Source organism: Bacillus cereus group sp. MYBK79-1, from assembly GCF_051915365.1.
Lineage (GTDB): Bacteria > Bacillota > Bacilli > Bacillales > Bacillaceae_G > Bacillus_A.
Genome location: NZ_JBQAEO010000005.1, coordinates 173,158 through 192,016, shown reverse-complemented (window position 1 = coordinate 192,016; position 18,859 = coordinate 173,158). Strand labels below are relative to the sequence as shown.

Sequence of the window (18,859 nt, the reverse complement as noted above, 5' to 3'; positions counted from 1 at the left end):
TCCCCCTCATTCAAAGGGGGATTCCTTATAGTTGTTCTTTTAATTTTTTCAATGCTTCTGCAGCAGCTTGTTGCTCTGCTTCTTTTTTCGACTTACCACTACCAAGACCTAAAGCCACGTTATTTAAAGTAACACGTGACACAAATTCTCGATTGTGGGCCGGTCCTTTTTCTTGCAAAATTTGATACTCAATATTGCCACTACCATCACGCTGAATCAATTCTTGCAATTGACTCTTATAATCCATCACATGAGAAAAAGCACCTTCATTAATTTTCGGATATACAACTTCTTTTAAGAATCCCCAAACCGTTTCAAGCCCTTGATCAAGATAAAGGGCACCAATAAACGCTTCAAAGACATCCGCTAATAAAGCTGGTCGTTCACGTCCACCCGTCATTTCCTCACCTTTCCCTAATAAAACAAGGCTTCCAAATGACAACTCGTTTGCAAAACGAACAAGAGATGGTTCACATACAATAGCTGCACGTAGTTTTGTTAACTCTCCTTCGCTCATTGTCGGATATTTTTGAAACAGATACTGCGACACAGTAAGTTCCAATACTGCATCTCCAAGGAATTCGAGACGCTCATTGTCTTCATGCGGTTTTTTTCGATGCTCATTCACATACGATGAATGCGTAAATGCTTGAATCAATAATTTTTCATCTGAAAACGTAATACCTATCTCTTCTTGAAATACTTTAAACGCTTCACGATATTTTGTTTCGTATTTTTTTTCTCTATGTTTTCGGTACGGCATAGGTCCCTCCAGATATAAGCCGAGAAGCCCCGCTAAAAAACGGGACTTCACTTAAGCATTATAGATGACTCTCTATGTAAGTCACAGCATCGCCAACAGTAGCAATCTTTTCAGCATCTTCATCAGAAATTTCCATTTCGAATTCATCTTCCAATTGCATTACAAGTTCTACTACATCTAGGGAGTCTGCGCCTAAATCTTCTTTAAAGCTCGCAGCTGGTACTACTTCAGTTTCTTCTACACCTAAACGATCAACGATGATTTTTGTTACACGCTCTAAAACATCTGCCATTCCATTCACCTCCCCTCAAATATTATATTAAATATTGGCCAAAAAAACTAGTTGAAATCGATTCTTTTATTACATTACCATTCCGCCATCAACATTTAACGTTTGCCCTGTAATATATTTGCTTTGATCAGAAGCAAAAAACGTTACAGCATTTGCGATATCTTCCGCTTCACCAAACTGAGCTGCAGGAATTAATTTTAACATTTCGGCTTTTATATTTTCATCTAATACATCCGTCATATCAGTCGCAATAAACCCAGGAGCAATTGCATTTACAGTAACATTACGGCTCGCTAACTCTTTTGCTGATGTTTTTGTTAATCCAATTACACCCGCTTTAGCAGCAACATAGTTTGCTTGTCCTGGATTACCTGTTACTCCAACAACAGAAGCGATATTAATAATACGTCCATGACGTTGACGCATCATATATCGAGATACTGCCTTCGTACATAAGAATACACCTTTTAGGTTTGTATTAATAACTGTATCCCATTCTTCTTCTTTCATACGCATTAACAAATTATCTTTTGTTACACCTGCATTATTTACAAGAATATCAACTTGTCCAAATGTATCTACAGTTTGTTTCACCATATTTGTAACATCTTCAGCATTTGCAACATCTGCTCTTACTGCAATTGCATCCGAACCTAATTTGTTTATTTCATCAACTACTTCATTTGCCTTTTGCTCATTACCAGCATAATTTACTACAACATTTGCCCCTTGTTTCGCTAAATCAATCGCAATTGCACGACCAATTCCACGTGAAGCGCCAGTTACTAATGCTACTTTCCCTTTTAACATCAGTTTTCTCCTCTCAAATTTGAAATGGTATCTTTTAATGTCTCTTCATCGTATATCGCATATGCTTTCACTGATGAATCAATTGACTTCATAAGTCCAGCAAGTACTTTCCCAGGTCCAATCTCAATAAATGTATCTACCCCTTGATTCACCATATTTTCAATGGACGGGTACCATAAGACAGGCGAATAGAGCTGTTCAATTAGCTTTTCTTGAATATGTGCACCACTTGTAATAACGTCTGCTGTTACATTTGCGATAACAGGAATATTCGTATCTTGAATTGTAATTTCATTTAAGACACTTTGGAACTTCTCCGCTGCTGGCTTCATAAGCGAAGAGTGGAACGGTCCACTTACCTTAAGTGGAATTGCTCTCTTTGCACCATTTTCTTTCGCTCTTTGAGAAGCAATCTCGACTCCTTGCTTTGTTCCAGAAATCACAATTTGCTTCGTACTATTCATATTAGCGATTTGTACTGCATATCCTTCACTTGTTACTTCTTCTGTAACTTGTTTCAGCATATGTGGATCAGCACCTAAAATAGCCGCCATTGCACCTTCTCCGCCAGGAACAGCTTCTTCCATATATTCCCCACGTTTCCTTACAGCATATACTGCATCTTCAAAAGTTATTGCACCCGCTGCTACAAGAGCGCTATATTCACCTAAACTATGTCCTGCAACAAAGTCTGGTGTAATATCATACTCTTTCAAAGCTGTCAAAATAGCAAAACTCGTTGTTAATAAGGCCGGCTGCGCATTTGTCGTTAACGTAAGCTTTTCCTGCGGCCCTTCAAAAATCACTTCTGAAAGTGAATCTTGCAACACCTCATCTGCTTTGACAAACACATTTGCAACCTCTTTATTATTCTCCGCTAACTGTTTACCCATTCCAACTGCCTGTGAACCTTGGCCCGGAAAAAGAAATGCTAGTTTTCCCATTTCAAATCCTCCTCTTATTGGAGTGGCTCTTTCTCCATTACGCTTGAAATAGTAGGAATAACTTCTTTCGCTACCATTTCTCTCGTTTGACGAATCGCACTAAATATTGATTGGTCATTGGAAGAACCGTGAGCCTTAATGACAGGAGCTTTCAATCCAAATAATGCCGCTCCTCCATACTCCGAATAATCCATTTTATCTTTTAATACCATAAGTTTTGGCTTTAATACCGCTGCTGCTAATTTGCTCGTAAACGAACTCATTAACTGCTCTTTTAACATAGAAAATAACGCAAGTGCTGTTCCTTCTAATGATTTTAGCGCTACATTCCCTGTAAAACCATCACATACAACAACATCTGCTACACCTTGCAATAAATCTCTTGATTCAACGTTCCCAACGAAATTAATTGGGGCATCCTTAAGCATTGCAAAGACTTGTTTTGAAAGCTCGTTCCCTTTGCCATCCTCTGTTCCAACGTTCAAAAGTCCAACGCGAGGATTTTTAATTCCTCTTACTTTCTCAGCGTATACAGATCCCATTACTGCATATTGATATAAATGAATTGGTTTTGCATCAACGTTCGCTCCAACATCTAACATAACAAAACCTTCTCCATCAACAGTTGGCATTGTAGGGGATAAAGCTGGTCGCTCAATTCCTTCCATACGACCTACAACGAACAATCCAGCCGCCATTAAAGCTCCTGTACTACCAGCTGATATACAAGCATCCGCTACGCCGTCTTTCACTTGCTGCGCTGCTAGTACCATTGAAGCTTGTTTTTTTCGACGAACCGCTCTTACAGGTTCATCTGTCGATTCGATTTTTTCATCTGTATGAAGTATAGTAATTCGTTCTTCACTCGTTAAGTATTGACGAATTTCCTCTTCTTTCCCTACTAACGTAATATGTAAATCAGAATATTCCTTAATAGCTTTCATTGCTCCTAATACGACAGCCTTTGGAGCATGATCGCCGCCCATTGCATCTATTGCGATTTTCATAAGTTGTTACCTTCCTCACTATAATTACTAGATCGATACATTTCAAAAGTGCCTGTAAAAACAAGTTCTTCTCCAACAAAGCTACGCACTTTGACAACGGTCCGGCCTTTATCATTCTCTACATCTTCAACGCGCGCTTTTGCAACAACACGCTCTCCTAATTTTACAGGACGAATGTATCGAATGGTAGACTTTGCAGTTAAAGCTAATTCTTCATCAATAACCGCAACAGCTAGTGAGTTTGCTTGTGCAAACAAATGATGCCCACGGGCAATCTGATTTCTTTTAAATACGTGTTCTACCTTCACTTCAAAGATAGAAATCGCATGTCTATCTAATTCTATATCAATAATTTCTCCGACAACCTCTTCTAACGGTAAAGATTTCACATCTTCTTCATGTTGCTTTGTAGCTACATGTTTAATTCTTTCTCTTAATTCAGGAATAGATAATTCCATACGATCAAGACGTACGGTTTGTATACTCACTTGAAATTTTTCTGCTAAATCTTCATCCGTAATAAAAGGATTCGCTTCTATTGTTTGTTGTAATAATTCTTGTCTTTCTTTTTTACTTCTTCTTTTTTTCATACCGCACCATCCATTTTTATGACTAGGTACTAACAGTAGTATATAATCATTAAAAGTAGAATGCAACAAAAACTTTCGTTGCCTCCCTTTAATCGAGCTTCTCTCCTTGGAACACACCTGTCCCGTCAAGATAAGTACGCAGCGAAGCATACTGATCATTATGCCAAAACGCTTCTGAATCTACTAGTAACGCCGCATCTTGTCTAGCTGTTTCTAACGCTCGATAATCATGTACCATATCAGCAACCTTGAATTCTGGTAAACCACTTTGCTTACTTCCAAAGAAATCTCCAGGACCTCTTAACTCTAAATCTTTTTCTGACAATACAAATCCATCATTCGTTTCGGTCATAATACGCATTCGCTCTTTTCCTGTTTCCGATTTTGGATCCGCGATTAATAAACAATATGATTGTTCACTACCACGCCCAACACGTCCCCTGAGCTGATGGAGCTGCGATAAACCGAAACGCTCTGCATCATAAATAACCATTACAGTCGCATTCGGTACGTTCACACCTACTTCAACAACTGTTGTCGACACAAGAATTTGCACTTTATTTTCACTAAATTGTCCCATTATCTCTTCTTTTTCTTGAGATGAGAGTCTGCCATGCATTAATCCGACTTGACATTTCCCTTGATAATGATGAGTCAGCATACTATGTAAGTCGATCGCATTCTGTACATCAAGTTTCTCAGATTCTTCAATAAGGGGACAAATAACATATGCTTGTCTTCCTTTTTTTATCTCCTTCTCCACAAAACCGAGAACTCGATCTAACATATCATGTTTTGCCCAGTATGTTTCAATTACCTTTCTACCCGCTGGCATCTCATCGATTATAGAAACATCCATCTCTCCAAATGCAGTAATTGCTAACGTACGCGGAATTGGCGTCGCCGTCATAAATAAAACATCCGGACTTTCACCTTTCTCCCTTAAAACTCGTCGCTGCGCTACACCAAATCGATGTTGCTCATCAGTAATAACGAGACCTAACCTATGAAAGATAACTTCATCTTGAATTAAAGCATGTGTTCCAACAAGGATATCTATTTCTCCTTGTTCTAATTTTGCCAAAATCTCTCGACGCCTTACACCTTTAACAGAACTTGTTAACAATTCAACCTTCATACCAAAATGCGAGAACGTCTCTGCGAGCGATTGATAATGTTGCTCTGCTAAAATTTCTGTAGGAACCATTAAAGCGCCTTGATAATGCGCTAACTTCGCTGCATAAAGGCCAATCGCTGCAACGACTGTTTTCCCAGAACCTACATCACCTTGCAATAGACGATTCATCCGATAAGGAGATGTCATATCTTTCATAATTTCATCTACAACCCGGCGCTGTGCACCAGTTAACGGAAACGGAAGTGTATCGATAAACTCTTGCAATTCTGCTGAAGGAATTTCTTTTTTCGTCCCTTTCGAATTTTCCCTCTCCATTTTCCGTAATGTTTGCATTTTTAGCTGAAATAAGAAAAACTCCTCATATACAAAACGGCGACGCGCTTGTTTTAAATCTTCCTGCCCTGCTGGAAAATGCAACGCCCGAAGCGCTTCATAACGTGGTAATAATTTATATCGACTTAGCAATCCGCCAGGCAACACTTCAACTATAGATTCTCCATACTCCTTGAACGCTTGGGTAATAAAACGGCGCATCTGTTTTACTGTAAGTTTCCCTTTCACTGAGTATACAGGCTCTACTTCTTGTTGACGTACAACTGGTCCAAAATGAAGCTCTGATACTGCAATCGTTTGACGATGCTGATCCCATTTACCAGTAATCGTTACCGTTTCATCTAAAATTAACTTCTGCTTATAGTACGGTCTATTAAAACATACAGCTGTAATTAAATAACGACCGACGAGGACACGAACCGTAAGACGCGACTTTTTCTTCCCATAATATTGCAGTAAAGGAGCACTATGAACTTTCCCCTCAACTGTTACCCGTTCATCATGCTTTACTTCAGCAAGATCCTTCATCGCATAATCTTCATAACGGTACGGAAAATGTTCTAATAGATGAGAAACTGTATAAATTCCCATCTCGTGTAGTAATTCAGATGTTTCGCCTCCGATTCCCTTTACATCCGTAACAGGAACTTGTACAACTTCATTCAAGATTCTCACGCTCCGTCACATTATTTTCTTTGAGTCATTATCCATTAACGCGATTTACATCTGTAATCGCTCTATTTCACCTTATATATTCTATCATAGGCATTCTAAGAGAAACTACTCAAATCCCTCATAAGCAATACGAAAGAAAAGAGCCTCACTATTAGCAGCAAGGCTCTTTTTATCTTCAATATGCTAGCCTTTTGAATAAAAACTAGTAATAAACTTCATATTACTACTTCTTATCCATCAGCAAGTAAGTAATCCATTTATTTTCAAAACGAATTTTTTCTTATTCTACAGAGAAGATGAAAGAATACACCGGTTGGTTTCCAGCATGTACTTCTACTTCTGCGTCTTCAAAGTTCTCTTCTACAAATTCAACTAACTCAGCTACTTCTTCGTCAGTTGCATCTTCACCTTGTAGAATCGTTACAATTTCAGAATCTTCATCAATAAGTGCTTCTAGTAATTGCTTCGCAGCTCCTACTTTTCCAGCATTTGTTGATACAATTTTTCCATCTGCGATACACATGAAATCATCTTTTTGAATTGCTACACCATCAATTTCCGTATCACGTACAGCATACGTAATTTGACCGGTTTTCACATGAGATAAAGCTTCTTTCATGTTTTCTTCATTCTCTTCTAACGTTCCAACTGGATTAAATGCTAACATTGCAGCCATACCTTGAGGAACTGTTTTCGAACGAATTACAATCACTTCTTGATCAACAACTGACGCTGCTTGTTCTGCTGCCATCACGATATTTCCGTTGTTCGGTAAAATAATGATTTTTTCAGCGTTCGCTTCTTCAATCGCCTTCACAATATCCTCCGTACTTGGATTCATCGTTTGGCCACCTTCGATAACTTTCGTCGCGCCAATGCTCTCAAATAAAGTTTTGATACCAGATCCCATAGCTACAGTTACGATACCGTACGGTTGTTTCTCTTTAGACTGGCTAGTCGGCTCAGGCATCATAGTCGGCTCATCTAATAAAGCAGTATGCTGTTCACGCATATTTTCTACTTTAATCTTAATTAAACTACCATAACGTTGTCCATAATTCATAGGATCTCCAGGATGTTCCGCATGAATATGAACCTTAACAACCTCATCATCTGATACAACAAGTAGTGAATCTCCGTATACACTAATATCTTCACGGAATTTTTGTTCAGAGAAATTATGTTCTTTCATTTTTTCAGGCTCTAATTTCACCATGAATTCCGTACAATATCCATACTTTATATCTTCTGTACTCAATTGGCTTTGTACACTACGGTGATGTTCTGCGCGTACCATGTCATTCATAGATGGTTGGGCAGACACATTAGAAGAAATCGTTTCTCCTTTTAAGTCAGCTAAAAATCCTTCATATACAACAACAAGACCTTTACCACCGCTATCTACAACGCCAACTTGTTTTAATACAGGTAATAAATCTGGCGTACGATTTAACGATGCATTCGCTTCTTTCACAACGTCTTCCATAAACAAAACAAAGTCGCGCTGTTTTTTCGCAACTGTCACTGCATATTTACCCGTTTCTCTTGCAACCGTTAAAATCGTTCCTTCAATCGGTTTCATAACCGCTTTGTAAGCCGCTTCTACCCCAGCATCTAAAGCTGCAGCAAAATCAACTGTTGTTAATTCTTCTTTTTGTTCAATGGATTTAGAGAAACCACGGAATAACTGAGATAAAATAACACCAGAGTTACCACGAGCTCCCATTAATAATCCTTTGGCTAAACTTACGCCGACTTTACCAGCATGATGTGAAGGATTTGCTTTCACTTCACGTGCGCCTGAAGTCATTGATAAGTTCATGTTTGTACCGGTATCGCCATCTGGAACTGGAAATACGTTTAATGCATCAACAAGCTGAACATTATTTGTTAAATTATTCGCTCCTTGCATGATCATTTGTGATAAACGTTTCCCATCAATTTTTTGAATTGACACAGATTTTCCTCCTTAATGCACATTACAAGTTTATTACTTTAACTCCTTGTACGTAGATGTTTACAGAATCTACTGCTAGTCCTACAGTTTGATCTAATGTATATTTCACTTTCGTCTGCACGTTATGTGCTACTTCTGAAATTTTCGTACCATAGCTCACAATAATATACATATCAATATGTACTTCATCTTCATCTTTACGAACAATAACACCTCTAGTGAAGTTTTCTTTTCGTAAAATGTCTGTTAAACCATCTTTTAACTGATTTTTTGATGCCATACCTACGATACCATAGCAATCTACTGCGGCACCTCCAGCAATTGTTGCAATTACATCTGTACTAATATCAATTTGACCATACTTTGTTTTAATTTCAATTGACATCTCGTTTCCCCCTTCATAAATGGTGAAAGTGAGCTAGACTACTTTAGTTACTATCATATAATCTTTTTAAAGAAAATTCCATCGTTCTTTCTTTTCACTCTCATATTTTATGTTTTTAATCACATTTTTTATGATGAGCAAAATAGTCCATTGTTATTATACAACATGTACCACTATAATATGTCAAGCAATTTTTCTTGATTTCAACTTTTCATCATCGACATATGGTGTCAAGTAATTTTTCTTGATTTCTTTTTTCTACGGTGTTGCATTCTCTTTTTAGTTGTGTTAAATTATAGTAGTGTTTTTAGCATCGCAAAAAAGACTAACATTGAAAAATTACGTATGGTAAGGTATCAAGGGAGGGAAATATAAATGGCTCGTGTTTGTGCTATCACTGGAAGAAAAGCTCGTTCTGGTAACTCTCGTTCTCACGCAATGAACGCTACAAAACGTAAATGGGGCGCTAACCTTCAAAAAGTTCGCGTACGCATCGACGGAAAAGTTCAACGTGTTTACGTTTCTGCTAGAGCATTAAAATCTGGCAAAATCGAACGTGTTTAATAATAAAAAAAAGAGCCGCTAGGCTCTTTTTTTACTATGACAATGGAAAAAGCACCGGTAATAGGTGCTTTTTTTAATCTTTTTTGAAGGTATTTAACATGGCACGAACAATTCCACCAAGAAATTTAGGTAACTTAATTGTATAAAATCTCATGGTTTCCCTCCTAATCCCCATTACTCCACTTGTTCACTATATGATGTAAGGAGCAAAATTGTTTCTTTAATCAGTGCTTCTTATCACCATTAATATGCCAGAACTAAATGAAAAAGTACCTTTTTCCTCAACGAGTTCATTACTAATACAAAGTGTTGATCCCCATTCTATTGTTTTATTAGTTAGAGGATACTTAAAACCAAGTAATGTAATCCCTTCCACTATTTCAGTAACCGGCACAAAAGATACATAAGGGAAATTTTTATTATCTTCAATTATATGTGTACCTACTTTTTTCACGCTTATTTCATTTTGGTTGTCTACAATACACATTTCTATCTCTACTTCTAACCCTCTTAAAAGCATCTGTATATTTGCTAAACCGTGATCCAGCCTTCCACCGGTGGCACCAAAAATACGAATCAACGTCGGATTTTGTTCTAACGCCCAATTAATCGCAATTTCTAAATCTGTTTGATCTTTTTCACGAGGAACAATATGTAAGTCATTTGTTTGCTGGCCCATCCATACTAATTCCTCTTCAGTAACTGAATCGTAATCTCCAAACGCAACAGCTGGAATAATTCCTCCTTTTAATAAACGATATACTCCTCTATCAACTGCCGCCCACACTACTTTCTCATTTTCATATCGAGAAAAATCTGCACAATATTCCGCAGGTCCACCCGCTAAAATATGAATAATCATGATTCCTTCTCCTTCTATTGTAAAAAGGCAACCTGCCATTCGGTAGATTGCCTTTTTACATATTTTTTCTCTATCCTTTATAAATAGTGAAAACTTACTACACTAGAAGTTTCACTGGGATAAAGACTCGTTCATTCATTATCCACGAATGACACGAATTGCTTCACCGCGGTCTTTTTGATTGTATACTGCTGATCCAGCTACAAGTACATTTGCTCCTGCTTCCACACAAAGTCTTGCTGTTTCAGCGTTTACACCACCATCAACTTCAATTTCTACGTCTAGATTGCGCTCTTTAACCATTTCTGCAACTTGTTTAATTTTCGGTAATACAGAATGGATAAATTTCTGTCCGCCAAATCCAGGGTTTACTGTCATAAGTAATACCATATCGATATCCTCTAATACATGCTCAATCGTTGAAACTGGCGTATGCGGATTTAATACAACTCCCGCTTTAATGCCATGAGATTTAATTAACTGAATTGTACGATGTAAATGAGGGCACGCCTCTACATGAACAGTAATAATATCTGCTCCCGCTTTTGCGAAAGTCGGGATATAGTTATCAGGATTTTCAATCATTAAATGTACATCTAACGGTAACGATGTAATCGGGCGGATCGCCTCTACAATTAATGGTCCAATCGTAATATTTGGTACGAAATGCCCATCCATTACATCGACATGAATGTAATCCGCTCCGCCTTTTTCTACATCTTTAATCTCTTCCCCTAATTTTGAAAAATCTGCTGATAAGATCGATGGTGCAATTTTAATCATAACTAATACCTCGGCTTTCTCTCTCTAATTTCTTCTACGAATTGTTTGTAATTCTTATAACGATATTCTGTAATTTTTCCTTCTTCAACCGCAGCCTTCACAGCACATTTCGGTTCAGAAAGATGTGTACACCCTCTAAATTTACAGTATTGGCTCGCTTCTTTCAACTCCGGAAAACAATATGTAAGATCTTCTACCTCTATATCTATGAAATCAAGTGAACTAAAACCAGGTGTGTCTGCAACTAGTCCACTTCCAACCGCAATTAATTCCACATGTCTTGTCGTATGTTTCCCGCGTCCTAAATGCGAGGAAATATCATTCGTTTTCAGTTCTAAATCTGGGCGTAAAACGTTAAGCATAGAAGATTTCCCAACACCAGATTGCCCTGCAACAACAGAAACACAACCTTCTAAGAATGGTTTTAAAATATCAATACTTTCCGATGTGTTTATAGAAGTAAATAATACATCATATCCCATCTCACGATAGTCATTCGCATAAGATTCAACAGTCTCTCTCATTTTTTCATCCACTAAATCCATCTTACTAATGCAAATAATCGGCTTAATGTTATGATATTCAATCAGCACTAAAAATCGATCTAACAGTCCCGGATTAAAATCTGGTTCTACTGCTGAGAAAACGAGAATTGCTTGATCAACATTAGCAATAGGAGGCCTAACAAGTTCATTTTTTCGATCAAATACTTCAAGCACGTATCCTTCACTTGGATTATCTGCTTGAAAAACGACTTGGTCTCCTACCAGTGGTGTAATTTTATTTTTTCTGAACACACCACGCCCGCGGCATTGTGTAATCCCTTCTTCATGCTGAACATAATAAAACCCACTTAGAGCTTTTACAATTTTTCCTTCTGGCATATAATTCTCCTTTATTTTGTATAAAGTGAAGCTGTAATTAATATTGAATGGTTTAAAATTCTTTAAATACTTATTTCAAAACCCGTCATATATACAAGTTAATATATTTAATCTACCATCAAATTTAAAATATTATTTATAACAGTATCACTTTTATAGCTTTTTGAATCATATATTTTTGCCTGTTATACAGTCCACTATATGTAGACAGCATAACAGGCAAGAGTAATACATTCCATCCCCTCTAGAAAGAAAATGGAAGTCATTATTATTGAGTTGGGTATGGTACTTCTTTGTCGATAATCGTTACACCATCTCGTACAATTTTATAGTGTCCTTTTGTACCTTCTTGAATTACAAATTCTAAAGAAATAGTTGCCGACTCTGAAATTGTTCTAGTTTCAATCGGCCTATCCATTTTTTGTTGCATATCTTCTTTATAAATTTCTATCGTTTGTGGTTTTTTCTCACCTATTATAGAAGACTCATAAGGAATAGAGATATTATCCACTTTCACTGTTTTCGTTACTTTCGGCTTAGGACCCTCTGAAATGATAATCGTGACTTTATCTCCTTCTTTTAACGGCGTTCCTGGTTTTGGAGATTGCGAAATTACAAGTCCTTTATCAACAGTATCGGAATACTCTCGTTTTATATCTGGAGTTAGTTTTCTCTCATTCAAATAACCATTTACGCTATTTTCAGTCCATCCTGAAAAATCACCTGGTCTAATTTGATAAGGACCTTTACTTACCCAAATTTTCAGTTCTTGTTCCGCTTCTACTACCATTTGATCCGGCGTCGGAATTTGCTCAACGATTTCACCTTTTGGCCTATCATTTTCAATATAATTTATTGTAACTTGTTTATATTTTTCTTCTAATTCATTCCTTATACTCTCAAAATCTTTTCCTGTGAGATCACTCATCTTATTTTTCTTTTTTCCACCTGATTGATAGATAGTAATTTTAGAGTTCTCTTTCACGACTCTTCCGGCCACAGGGTCTGTTTTTATAACACCACCGACCTCTACATCATCTGTATATACGATATTAGGTTCCGTAACCTCAAAACCCTTTTCAACTAATGTATTTACTGCAGTCGTATATTTCATACCAGCCACATCAGGGACTTTTACATCTTTTGGAATAAAGAATCCTGGAATAACAGTAAGCGCTAACGTTATTCCAATTGCTAAAAGTAAAAATGTTGTAATTAAAATTTTGAGCCATTTATTACTTCGTTTTTTCTTCTTATTTAATCCTACTTCTTCTTTTCTTTTCTGTTCATCCACTTTACTTCCTTTTAAAACAATTGTTTCATCAGTTATATTTTCGAATAATTGTTCTTGTTGAATAATCGGAATCGCTTTCGTCGCTTCCATATCTTCCGGTATGTAAAATGGCTGCTCATTTATCCTCTCTGGATAAAGCGCAGTTTCAATATCTCGTTTCATCGCATTGGCAGATTGATATCGATGAAATGGATCTTTCGCAGTTGCCTTCAATATAATATTTTCAACACTTTGCGGAATATTTTCGTTCCATCTTCTCGGAGACGGAATTTCACTTTGTAAATGTTTTAAAGCTATAGCAACAGCAGATTCGCCAGAAAACGGTTGTCTTCCTGTTAACAACTCAAACATAACAATCCCTAGGGAATAAATATCTGATTGTTTATTTGCTATCCCGCCGCGTGCTTGTTCTGGTGATAAATAATGTACCGAACCGAGTACTGAATTTGTATGTGTAATTGTTGTTGCACTTGTAGCTGTCGCAATTCCAAAATCTGTTACTTTTATTACTCCATCAGCTCGAATTAAAATATTGTGCGGTTTAATATCGCGGTGCACAATTTCAAAATGATGGGCGTGTGCCATGGCGGATGTTAACTGCTCCATAATATCAAGAGCTTCTCCTATCGGTAACATCCCTCGCTCAATTATGTATTGCTTCAATGTTTGTCCTGGTACATACTCCATTACAAGATAATATATACCATCTTCTTCTCCGACATCATACATATTCACAATATTTGGATGCGACAACGTTGTAACAGACTGCGCTTCTCGATGGAAACGTTTAATAAACTCTTCGTTATTTGAATAGTCGAGTCTTAGTATTTTTACCGCTACATCTCGGCCAAGTATATCATCATGAGCTAAATACACATTGGCCATTCCACCGCCACCAATCATTTTCAGTAGCTTATAACGGTCATTTAAGCGTTTTCCAATCAGCACGTTGCACTTCACCTACTTTCGTTTGTCGAACCCGCATAATCAATAAGAACAAGGGTGATATTATCTTCCCCGCCACGATCATTCGCCAATTGAATGAGACGTTGTCCCTTAGTTTCAAGCTGTTCATTTAACTGTAAAATTTGTTGCATATCAGCAATAGAAACTTTGTTAGATAATCCATCAGAGCAAAGAAGTAACTGATCATCTTCCTCAAGCACCAATGTTTTAACATCTAATCCGACTTTTTCTTCTGTTCCTAATGCCCTTAACAAAACATTCTTTTTCGGGTGATATTCTGCGTCTTCTTTTGAAATTTCACCATGTCTCACAAGCTCATTTACAAGTGAGTGATCTTCCGTTACAAGCGAGATTTCGCCCTCTGATACCATATAACAACGACTATCTCCTATATGACCTATTGTCACAAAGTTTGGCGTACAAATCGCTATTATAAGTGTTGTTCCCATACCATTACATTCTACATGTTGCTTAGAGTACTCGTATATACGCTCATTAATAATCCCAACACTCGTATGTAACCACTCTTCTACTTTTTTGGGTTCATTCATATTATGCGTTTGCTTCCAATAATCGTGGAATAATTGAATGGTCATCGAGCTAGCTACATCACCAGCTCGATGACCTCCCATTCCATCTGCTACTACCGCTAAAATATTTCCATCTAAATTGTGAAAAACTCCTGCACTATCTTCATTATGTTGACGAACTTTTCCTTTATCTGATAGAAACACGGCTTTCATCTTGTCACCTCGTCTCTTCTTTACGCTCCTTCGCACGTAACTGACCGCAGGCTGCATCAATATCATGACCTTGTTCACGGCGAATTGTTACATTCACTCCACGATCTTTTAACGTTTTTTCAAATAAGAAAATTTGTTCACGTGGCGTACGTACATAATCACGTTCAGGTACGTAGTTTACCGGAATTAAGTTTACATGACATTTTACACCTTTTAAAAGCGCAGCAAGTTCTTCAGCTTGCTCAACTTGGTCATTTTCTCCTCCAAATAAGCCATATTCAAACGTAATACGACGCCCTGTTCTATTTACATAGTATTTAACAGCTTCCATTAAGTCTGGTAGCTTATAAGCACGGTTAATCGGCATTAATTTTGAACGTAACTCTGTATTTGCAGAATGCAATGAAATCGCAAAATTAATTTGCATATCTTCTTCAGCGAACTTATAAATTTTTGGAACAATTCCACTTGTTGAAACTGTCATATGTCTTGCGCCAATATGAATTCCTTTTTCATGGTTTACAATGCGTAAGAATGACATTAAGTTGTCGTAATTATCAAACGGCTCTCCAATTCCCATAACAACAAGCGAACTTACACGTTCTTCTGTTTCATCAAGTGCACGTTGCACTTCTACTACTTGCGCTACAATCTCTCCAGCCTCTAAGTTTCGTTTTAACCCACCAAGTGTAGATGCACAGAACGTACAACCAATACGGCATCCGACCTGTGTTGTTACACAAATAGAATTTCCATATTCATGTCGCATTAACACTGTTTCAATAGAATAACCATCATATAATTGGAATAAGAATTTAATTGTTCCATCAGAAGATGTTTGTTTTACCAATGTATTTAAAGTAGTAATATCAAAGGAATTCGACAATTTATCGCGTAATCCTTTAGAAAGATTCGACATGTCGTCATAATTTTTTACACGTTTTTTATATAGCCAATCAAAGATTTGTCCTGCACGGAATTTAGGTTCTCCTTGTTCCTTTAACCAATCTTGCATTTCATGAAGTTGTAAAGAATAAATTGATGGTTTCTTCGTTTCTAGATTTTTCTTTTGTTTTCTCACAGTCGTTTCCACGATGCTACACCTTCTTCCTTAAACAAGCAATATAAAAGCCATCTGTTGCAAAATAATGCGGTAAAATTCGTACTTGACCTTCATCAATATACGGATTTAACTTTTCTGGCATGCGACCTTTTATCGTAGTATCCCATTCAAATTCAGGATGCTCTTGTAAAAATTGCTCTATTACTTGTTCATTTTCTATTTTTTCTATTGTGCACGTACTATAAACAAGGCGACCACCTTGTTTTAATAACGGTGCTATTTTTTCTAGTATTGCAAGTTGAATCGTCGATAATCTTTCACTATCGCCTTTATTTTTACCTAACTTAATATCAGGTTTACGTCTAATCACACCAAATCCAGAACATGGTGCATCTACTAATATTTTATCAAATGTTTCATTTGCAAAGTGTTCTTGCACTTTTCTAGCATCTAGTGCTTTTGTTTCGACATTTTCTAGACCAAGTCGCTCTGCTTGTTGTTTAATTAAACGTACTTTGTGTGCATGTAAATCAAGAGACATAACTTGACCTGTTCCTTTTAATCGCTCTGCAATGTGCGTTGTTTTTCCGCCCGGAGCAGCACAACTATCAAGAACTAAATCTCCCTCATTCGGTTCTAAAGCGCGTGCTACAAGCATAGAACTTTCATCTTGAATAGAAAGAAAACCTTTTTTGAACGCATCTGTATGCGCTACATTTCCTCTTTCAATTTGGATCGCATCCTCTGATAAATCGCCGCGCTTCGCTTCTATACCTTCACTAGCCAACAACTCAATTGCTTCGTCTACTGTTATTTTATCAACATTTACACGCGCTGTTGGTACTGGGGGTAACATGTTCACTTCACACATTTTCTCTGCTGCCTCTAAACCATATTCAGAAGTCCAGTCTTGAACAAGCCACATTGGATGACTTGTTGCAATTGCCAAACGTTCTACTGGATCTTTGATTTCATCTACAGAAGGTACACCTTCTCTTTGAATCGAACGTAATACCCCGTTTACCATGCCGGCAATCCCTTTATGCCCGCGACGCTTTGCAATCTCAACTGCTTCATGAATAGCCGCTCTTTCGGGCACTCGATCTAAATAAATCATTTGATATAAAGATAAGCGAAGTAATACTCTTACCCACGCCTCAACCTTCTTTTTTAAAAAAGGCTGTAAATAATAATCTAATGTGTCACGACGTTGAATCGTTCCATATACAATTTCAGTTAACAAACCAATATCTTTTCTATCAATTGCATTTTTTTCAATTAGATTATTTAAAAGTAAGTTACTGTATGCACCACTTTTTTCTACTTGAATTAAGCCATCAAGAGCTAACTCACGAACATTTTGTCTCATGCATTTTCTCCTAACTTCGTTCCAATTTCAGGTTTTGTGCCACGTAAAAATTGCGAACAACTCATACGTTTTTTACCAGAAGGTTGCAATTCAGTGATTTTAACACCTGTCTCATTCCCTGTTGCTACAACAAAACCATCTTCTTCGATCGCAACAATCGTTCCTGCTTCAGCTGATTTCGTTACAGGTACTTTTTCTCCCCACCATACTTTAACAACCTGTCCTGCTAAAGTTGTATAAGCAACTGGCCATGGATTCAATCCGCGAATGTGATTGTATACTTCTTCACCTGTTTTTGTCCAATCAATTTTCTCTTGCTCACGTTTTATATTATATGCAAACGTTACTTCTTCTTCGTTTTGTTTAATTGGTTCTAACTTACCTTGAATTAATAAAGGTACTGTTTTAGATAGAAGGTGTGCCCCTGCTTCACTTAACTTATCGAATAAAGTGCCTGTCGTTTCACGCTCTTCAATCTCCACTTCTACTTGCGTTAAGATATCACCAGCATCCAATTTCTCTACCATATACATAATTGTAATACCCGTTTTTTCTTTACCTTCCATAATTGCATAATGGATCGGTGCACCACCACGAAGTTCAGGAAGTAAAGACGCGTGGACGTTAATACATCCATACTTCGGTGCTTCTAAAATTTCATTTGGTACAATCTGACCGAAAGCAGCTGTTACAATTAAATCTGGCTCTAATGCTAAGACTTGTTCATATTCGTCTTTTTCACGAATTCTTAACGGTTGTAACACCGGAATACCATGTTTTTCTGCTTCAACTTTAACAGGTGTAGGTGTTAATACTTTTTTTCTACCTACCGGACGATCGGGTTGCGTCACAACACCTATTACATCATAGCCATCTTCGATAAGACGACGAAGCACCGGCACTGAAAAGTCCGGTGTTCCCATAAATACTACTTTTATCATTAAAAAACCGCTCCTTTTAATACCTATTCTAATTCGTTTTCCTCATAATATCTTGTCACTTTCGATGTAAATAACACACCGTGTAAATGATCGATTTCATGTTGAATTGCACGTGCTAAAAATCCTTCTGCTTCTAGTAAAAATACTTTACCTCGGCGATTTTGCGCACGTACTTTAATATAATCCGCACGTTCCACTTCACCATAAAGTCCCGGGAAGCTTAGACAGCCTTCGGGACCTACTTGTTCACCACGTTTTTCTAGTATCGACGGATTGATTAACTCGATTTTCCCTGTATCATCATCGATATCAACTACCGCTACTTGCAAGCTTACACCTACTTGAGGCGCAGCTAAACCGACTCCGTCCGCAATTAACATTGTTTCATGCATATCTTTCAACAATTTCACTAACTTTTTATCAAAGTTAATTACTCTTTCGCATGGTGTTTCTAACACTTCATTTGGATGCTTTACTATTTCTAAAACTGCCATAT

20 protein-coding genes are annotated in these 18,859 nt (G+C 37.3%); 1 reads left to right on the top strand and 19 read right to left on the bottom strand.

Annotated features, from left to right (window positions below):
- Positions 1 to 25 precede the first annotated feature (25 nt).
- From rncS to ACTFOB_RS11355, 9 genes are all read right to left on the bottom strand, one after another.
- On the bottom strand, positions 26 to 763 hold the full coding sequence (gene rncS / locus ACTFOB_RS11395; protein ID WP_001146868.1) for a ribonuclease III: 738 nt from the start codon (positions 761 to 763) through the stop codon (positions 26 to 28).
- A 58-nt stretch (positions 764 to 821) separates the two neighbouring features.
- A complete protein-coding gene (acpP, locus tag ACTFOB_RS11390) occupies positions 822 to 1,055 on the bottom strand; it encodes an acyl carrier protein (RefSeq protein WP_000786062.1) in 234 nt (77 codons plus the stop codon).
- Positions 1,056 to 1,124: 69 nt separating this feature from the next.
- Positions 1,125 to 1,865 (bottom strand): 3-oxoacyl-[acyl-carrier-protein] reductase, encoded by a 741-nt coding sequence (fabG, locus tag ACTFOB_RS11385; protein WP_440025975.1) that lies wholly within the window; start codon positions 1,863 to 1,865, stop codon positions 1,125 to 1,127.
- On the bottom strand, positions 1,865 to 2,809 hold the full coding sequence (gene fabD / locus ACTFOB_RS11380) for an ACP S-malonyltransferase (protein ID WP_151632652.1): 945 nt from the start codon (positions 2,807 to 2,809) through the stop codon (positions 1,865 to 1,867). The genes fabG and fabD overlap by 1 nt, the downstream gene beginning before the upstream one ends.
- Positions 2,810 to 2,823: 14 nt before the next feature.
- The gene (plsX, locus tag ACTFOB_RS11375) at positions 2,824 to 3,816 is read right to left on the bottom strand and encodes a phosphate acyltransferase PlsX (protein ID WP_000684108.1); all 993 of its coding nucleotides are present in this window, start codon (positions 3,814 to 3,816) and stop codon (positions 2,824 to 2,826) included.
- On the bottom strand, positions 3,813 to 4,406 hold the full coding sequence (fapR, locus tag ACTFOB_RS11370; RefSeq protein ID WP_071746801.1) for a transcription factor FapR: 594 nt from the start codon (positions 4,404 to 4,406) through the stop codon (positions 3,813 to 3,815). Before fapR ends, plsX begins: the two co-directional genes overlap by 4 nt.
- A gap of 88 nt (positions 4,407 to 4,494) precedes the next feature.
- A complete protein-coding gene (gene recG / locus ACTFOB_RS11365) occupies positions 4,495 to 6,543 on the bottom strand; it encodes an ATP-dependent DNA helicase RecG (RefSeq protein ID WP_440026075.1) in 2,049 nt (682 codons plus the stop codon).
- Between the two features lie 289 nt (positions 6,544 to 6,832).
- Positions 6,833 to 8,509, bottom strand: a complete 1,677-nt coding sequence (locus ACTFOB_RS11360; protein ID WP_440025973.1) for a DAK2 domain-containing protein — start codon at positions 8,507 to 8,509, stop codon at positions 6,833 to 6,835.
- Positions 8,510 to 8,531: 22 nt separating this feature from the next.
- Positions 8,532 to 8,894, bottom strand: a complete 363-nt coding sequence (locus ACTFOB_RS11355) for an Asp23/Gls24 family envelope stress response protein (protein WP_000021109.1) — start codon at positions 8,892 to 8,894, stop codon at positions 8,532 to 8,534.
- A gap of 375 nt (positions 8,895 to 9,269) precedes the next feature.
- On the opposite strand from ACTFOB_RS11355, the gene rpmB reads away from it, so the two are divergent.
- Positions 9,270 to 9,458, top strand: a complete 189-nt coding sequence (gene rpmB, locus ACTFOB_RS11350) for a 50S ribosomal protein L28 (RefSeq protein ID WP_000124776.1) — start codon at positions 9,270 to 9,272, stop codon at positions 9,456 to 9,458.
- Between the two features lie 73 nt (positions 9,459 to 9,531).
- Here the strand turns inward: rpmB and spoVM are convergent, their stop codons facing one another.
- From spoVM to def, 10 genes are all read right to left on the bottom strand, one after another.
- Entirely contained in the window at positions 9,532 to 9,612 is an 81-nt protein-coding gene (gene spoVM, locus ACTFOB_RS11345) for a stage V sporulation protein SpoVM (RefSeq protein WP_001213599.1), read from the bottom strand.
- A gap of 66 nt (positions 9,613 to 9,678) precedes the next feature.
- A complete protein-coding gene (locus tag ACTFOB_RS11340) occupies positions 9,679 to 10,359 on the bottom strand; it encodes a thiamine diphosphokinase (RefSeq protein WP_440025970.1) in 681 nt (226 codons plus the stop codon).
- Positions 10,360 to 10,458: 99 nt separating this feature from the next.
- On the bottom strand, positions 10,459 to 11,103 hold the full coding sequence (rpe, locus tag ACTFOB_RS11335; RefSeq protein WP_087958595.1) for a ribulose-phosphate 3-epimerase: 645 nt from the start codon (positions 11,101 to 11,103) through the stop codon (positions 10,459 to 10,461).
- 2 nt (positions 11,104 to 11,105) lie between these two features.
- Positions 11,106 to 11,987, bottom strand: coding sequence for a ribosome small subunit-dependent GTPase A (gene rsgA, locus ACTFOB_RS11330; protein ID WP_341519148.1), 882 nt, complete (start codon positions 11,985 to 11,987; stop codon positions 11,106 to 11,108).
- Positions 11,988 to 12,255: 268 nt separating this feature from the next.
- A complete protein-coding gene (gene prkC / locus ACTFOB_RS11325) occupies positions 12,256 to 14,229 on the bottom strand; it encodes a serine/threonine protein kinase PrkC (protein ID WP_440025967.1) in 1,974 nt (657 codons plus the stop codon).
- An 8-nt stretch (positions 14,230 to 14,237) separates the two neighbouring features.
- A complete protein-coding gene (locus tag ACTFOB_RS11320) occupies positions 14,238 to 14,990 on the bottom strand; it encodes a Stp1/IreP family PP2C-type Ser/Thr phosphatase (protein WP_000648694.1) in 753 nt (250 codons plus the stop codon).
- A 4-nt stretch (positions 14,991 to 14,994) separates the two neighbouring features.
- Positions 14,995 to 16,083 (bottom strand): 23S rRNA (adenine(2503)-C(2))-methyltransferase RlmN, encoded by a 1,089-nt coding sequence (gene rlmN, locus ACTFOB_RS11315; protein WP_000450539.1) that lies wholly within the window; start codon positions 16,081 to 16,083, stop codon positions 14,995 to 14,997.
- 4 nt (positions 16,084 to 16,087) lie between these two features.
- Complete coding sequence (gene rsmB, locus ACTFOB_RS11310) at positions 16,088 to 17,422, bottom strand: 16S rRNA (cytosine(967)-C(5))-methyltransferase RsmB (RefSeq protein WP_440025964.1); 1,335 nt, start codon at positions 17,420 to 17,422, stop codon at positions 16,088 to 16,090.
- Entirely contained in the window at positions 17,419 to 18,363 is a 945-nt protein-coding gene (gene fmt, locus ACTFOB_RS11305) for a methionyl-tRNA formyltransferase (protein ID WP_440025962.1), read from the bottom strand. The genes rsmB and fmt overlap by 4 nt, the downstream gene beginning before the upstream one ends.
- 23 nt (positions 18,364 to 18,386) lie before the next feature.
- Positions 18,387 to 18,857, bottom strand: coding sequence for a peptide deformylase (gene def / locus ACTFOB_RS11300; RefSeq protein WP_061678221.1), 471 nt, complete (start codon positions 18,855 to 18,857; stop codon positions 18,387 to 18,389).
- Positions 18,858 to 18,859: the final 2 nt, after the last annotated feature.

What these genes read in the sequence shown, in the direction of transcription:
- ACTFOB_RS11340 (WP_440025970.1), bottom strand. Translation starts at nt 10,359, where the DNA reads ATGGCAGGTTGCCTTTTTACAATAGAAGGAGAAGGAATCATGATTATT.
- fabD (WP_151632652.1), bottom strand. Translation starts at nt 2,809, where the DNA reads ATGGGAAAACTAGCATTTCTTTTTCCGGGCCAAGGTTCACAGGCAGTT.
- fmt (WP_440025962.1), bottom strand. Translation starts at nt 18,363, where the DNA reads ATGATAAAAGTAGTATTTATGGGAACACCGGACTTTTCAGTGCCGGTG.
- fapR (WP_071746801.1), bottom strand. Translation starts at nt 4,406, where the DNA reads ATGAAAAAAAGAAGAAGTAAAAAAGAAAGACAAGAATTATTACAACAA.
- ACTFOB_RS11355 (WP_000021109.1), bottom strand. Translation starts at nt 8,894, where the DNA reads ATGTCAATTGAAATTAAAACAAAGTATGGTCAAATTGATATTAGTACA.
- rpmB (WP_000124776.1), top strand. Translation starts at nt 9,270, where the DNA reads ATGGCTCGTGTTTGTGCTATCACTGGAAGAAAAGCTCGTTCTGGTAAC.
- rsgA (WP_341519148.1), bottom strand. Translation starts at nt 11,987, where the DNA reads ATGCCAGAAGGAAAAATTGTAAAAGCTCTAAGTGGGTTTTATTATGTT.
- rncS (WP_001146868.1), bottom strand. Translation starts at nt 763, where the DNA reads ATGCCGTACCGAAAACATAGAGAAAAAAAATACGAAACAAAATATCGT.
- fabG (WP_440025975.1), bottom strand. Translation starts at nt 1,865, where the DNA reads ATGTTAAAAGGGAAAGTAGCATTAGTAACTGGCGCTTCACGTGGAATT.
- ACTFOB_RS11320 (WP_000648694.1), bottom strand. Translation starts at nt 14,990, where the DNA reads ATGAAAGCCGTGTTTCTATCAGATAAAGGAAAAGTTCGTCAACATAAT.
- spoVM (WP_001213599.1), bottom strand. Translation starts at nt 9,612, where the DNA reads ATGAGATTTTATACAATTAAGTTACCTAAATTTCTTGGTGGAATTGTT.
- acpP (WP_000786062.1), bottom strand. Translation starts at nt 1,055, where the DNA reads ATGGCAGATGTTTTAGAGCGTGTAACAAAAATCATCGTTGATCGTTTA.
- rsmB (WP_440025964.1), bottom strand. Translation starts at nt 17,422, where the DNA reads ATGAGACAAAATGTTCGTGAGTTAGCTCTTGATGGCTTAATTCAAGTA.
- plsX (WP_000684108.1), bottom strand. Translation starts at nt 3,816, where the DNA reads ATGAAAATCGCAATAGATGCAATGGGCGGCGATCATGCTCCAAAGGCT.
- rpe (WP_087958595.1), bottom strand. Translation starts at nt 11,103, where the DNA reads ATGATTAAAATTGCACCATCGATCTTATCAGCAGATTTTTCAAAATTA.
- def (WP_061678221.1), bottom strand. Translation starts at nt 18,857, where the DNA reads ATGGCAGTTTTAGAAATAGTAAAGCATCCAAATGAAGTGTTAGAAACA.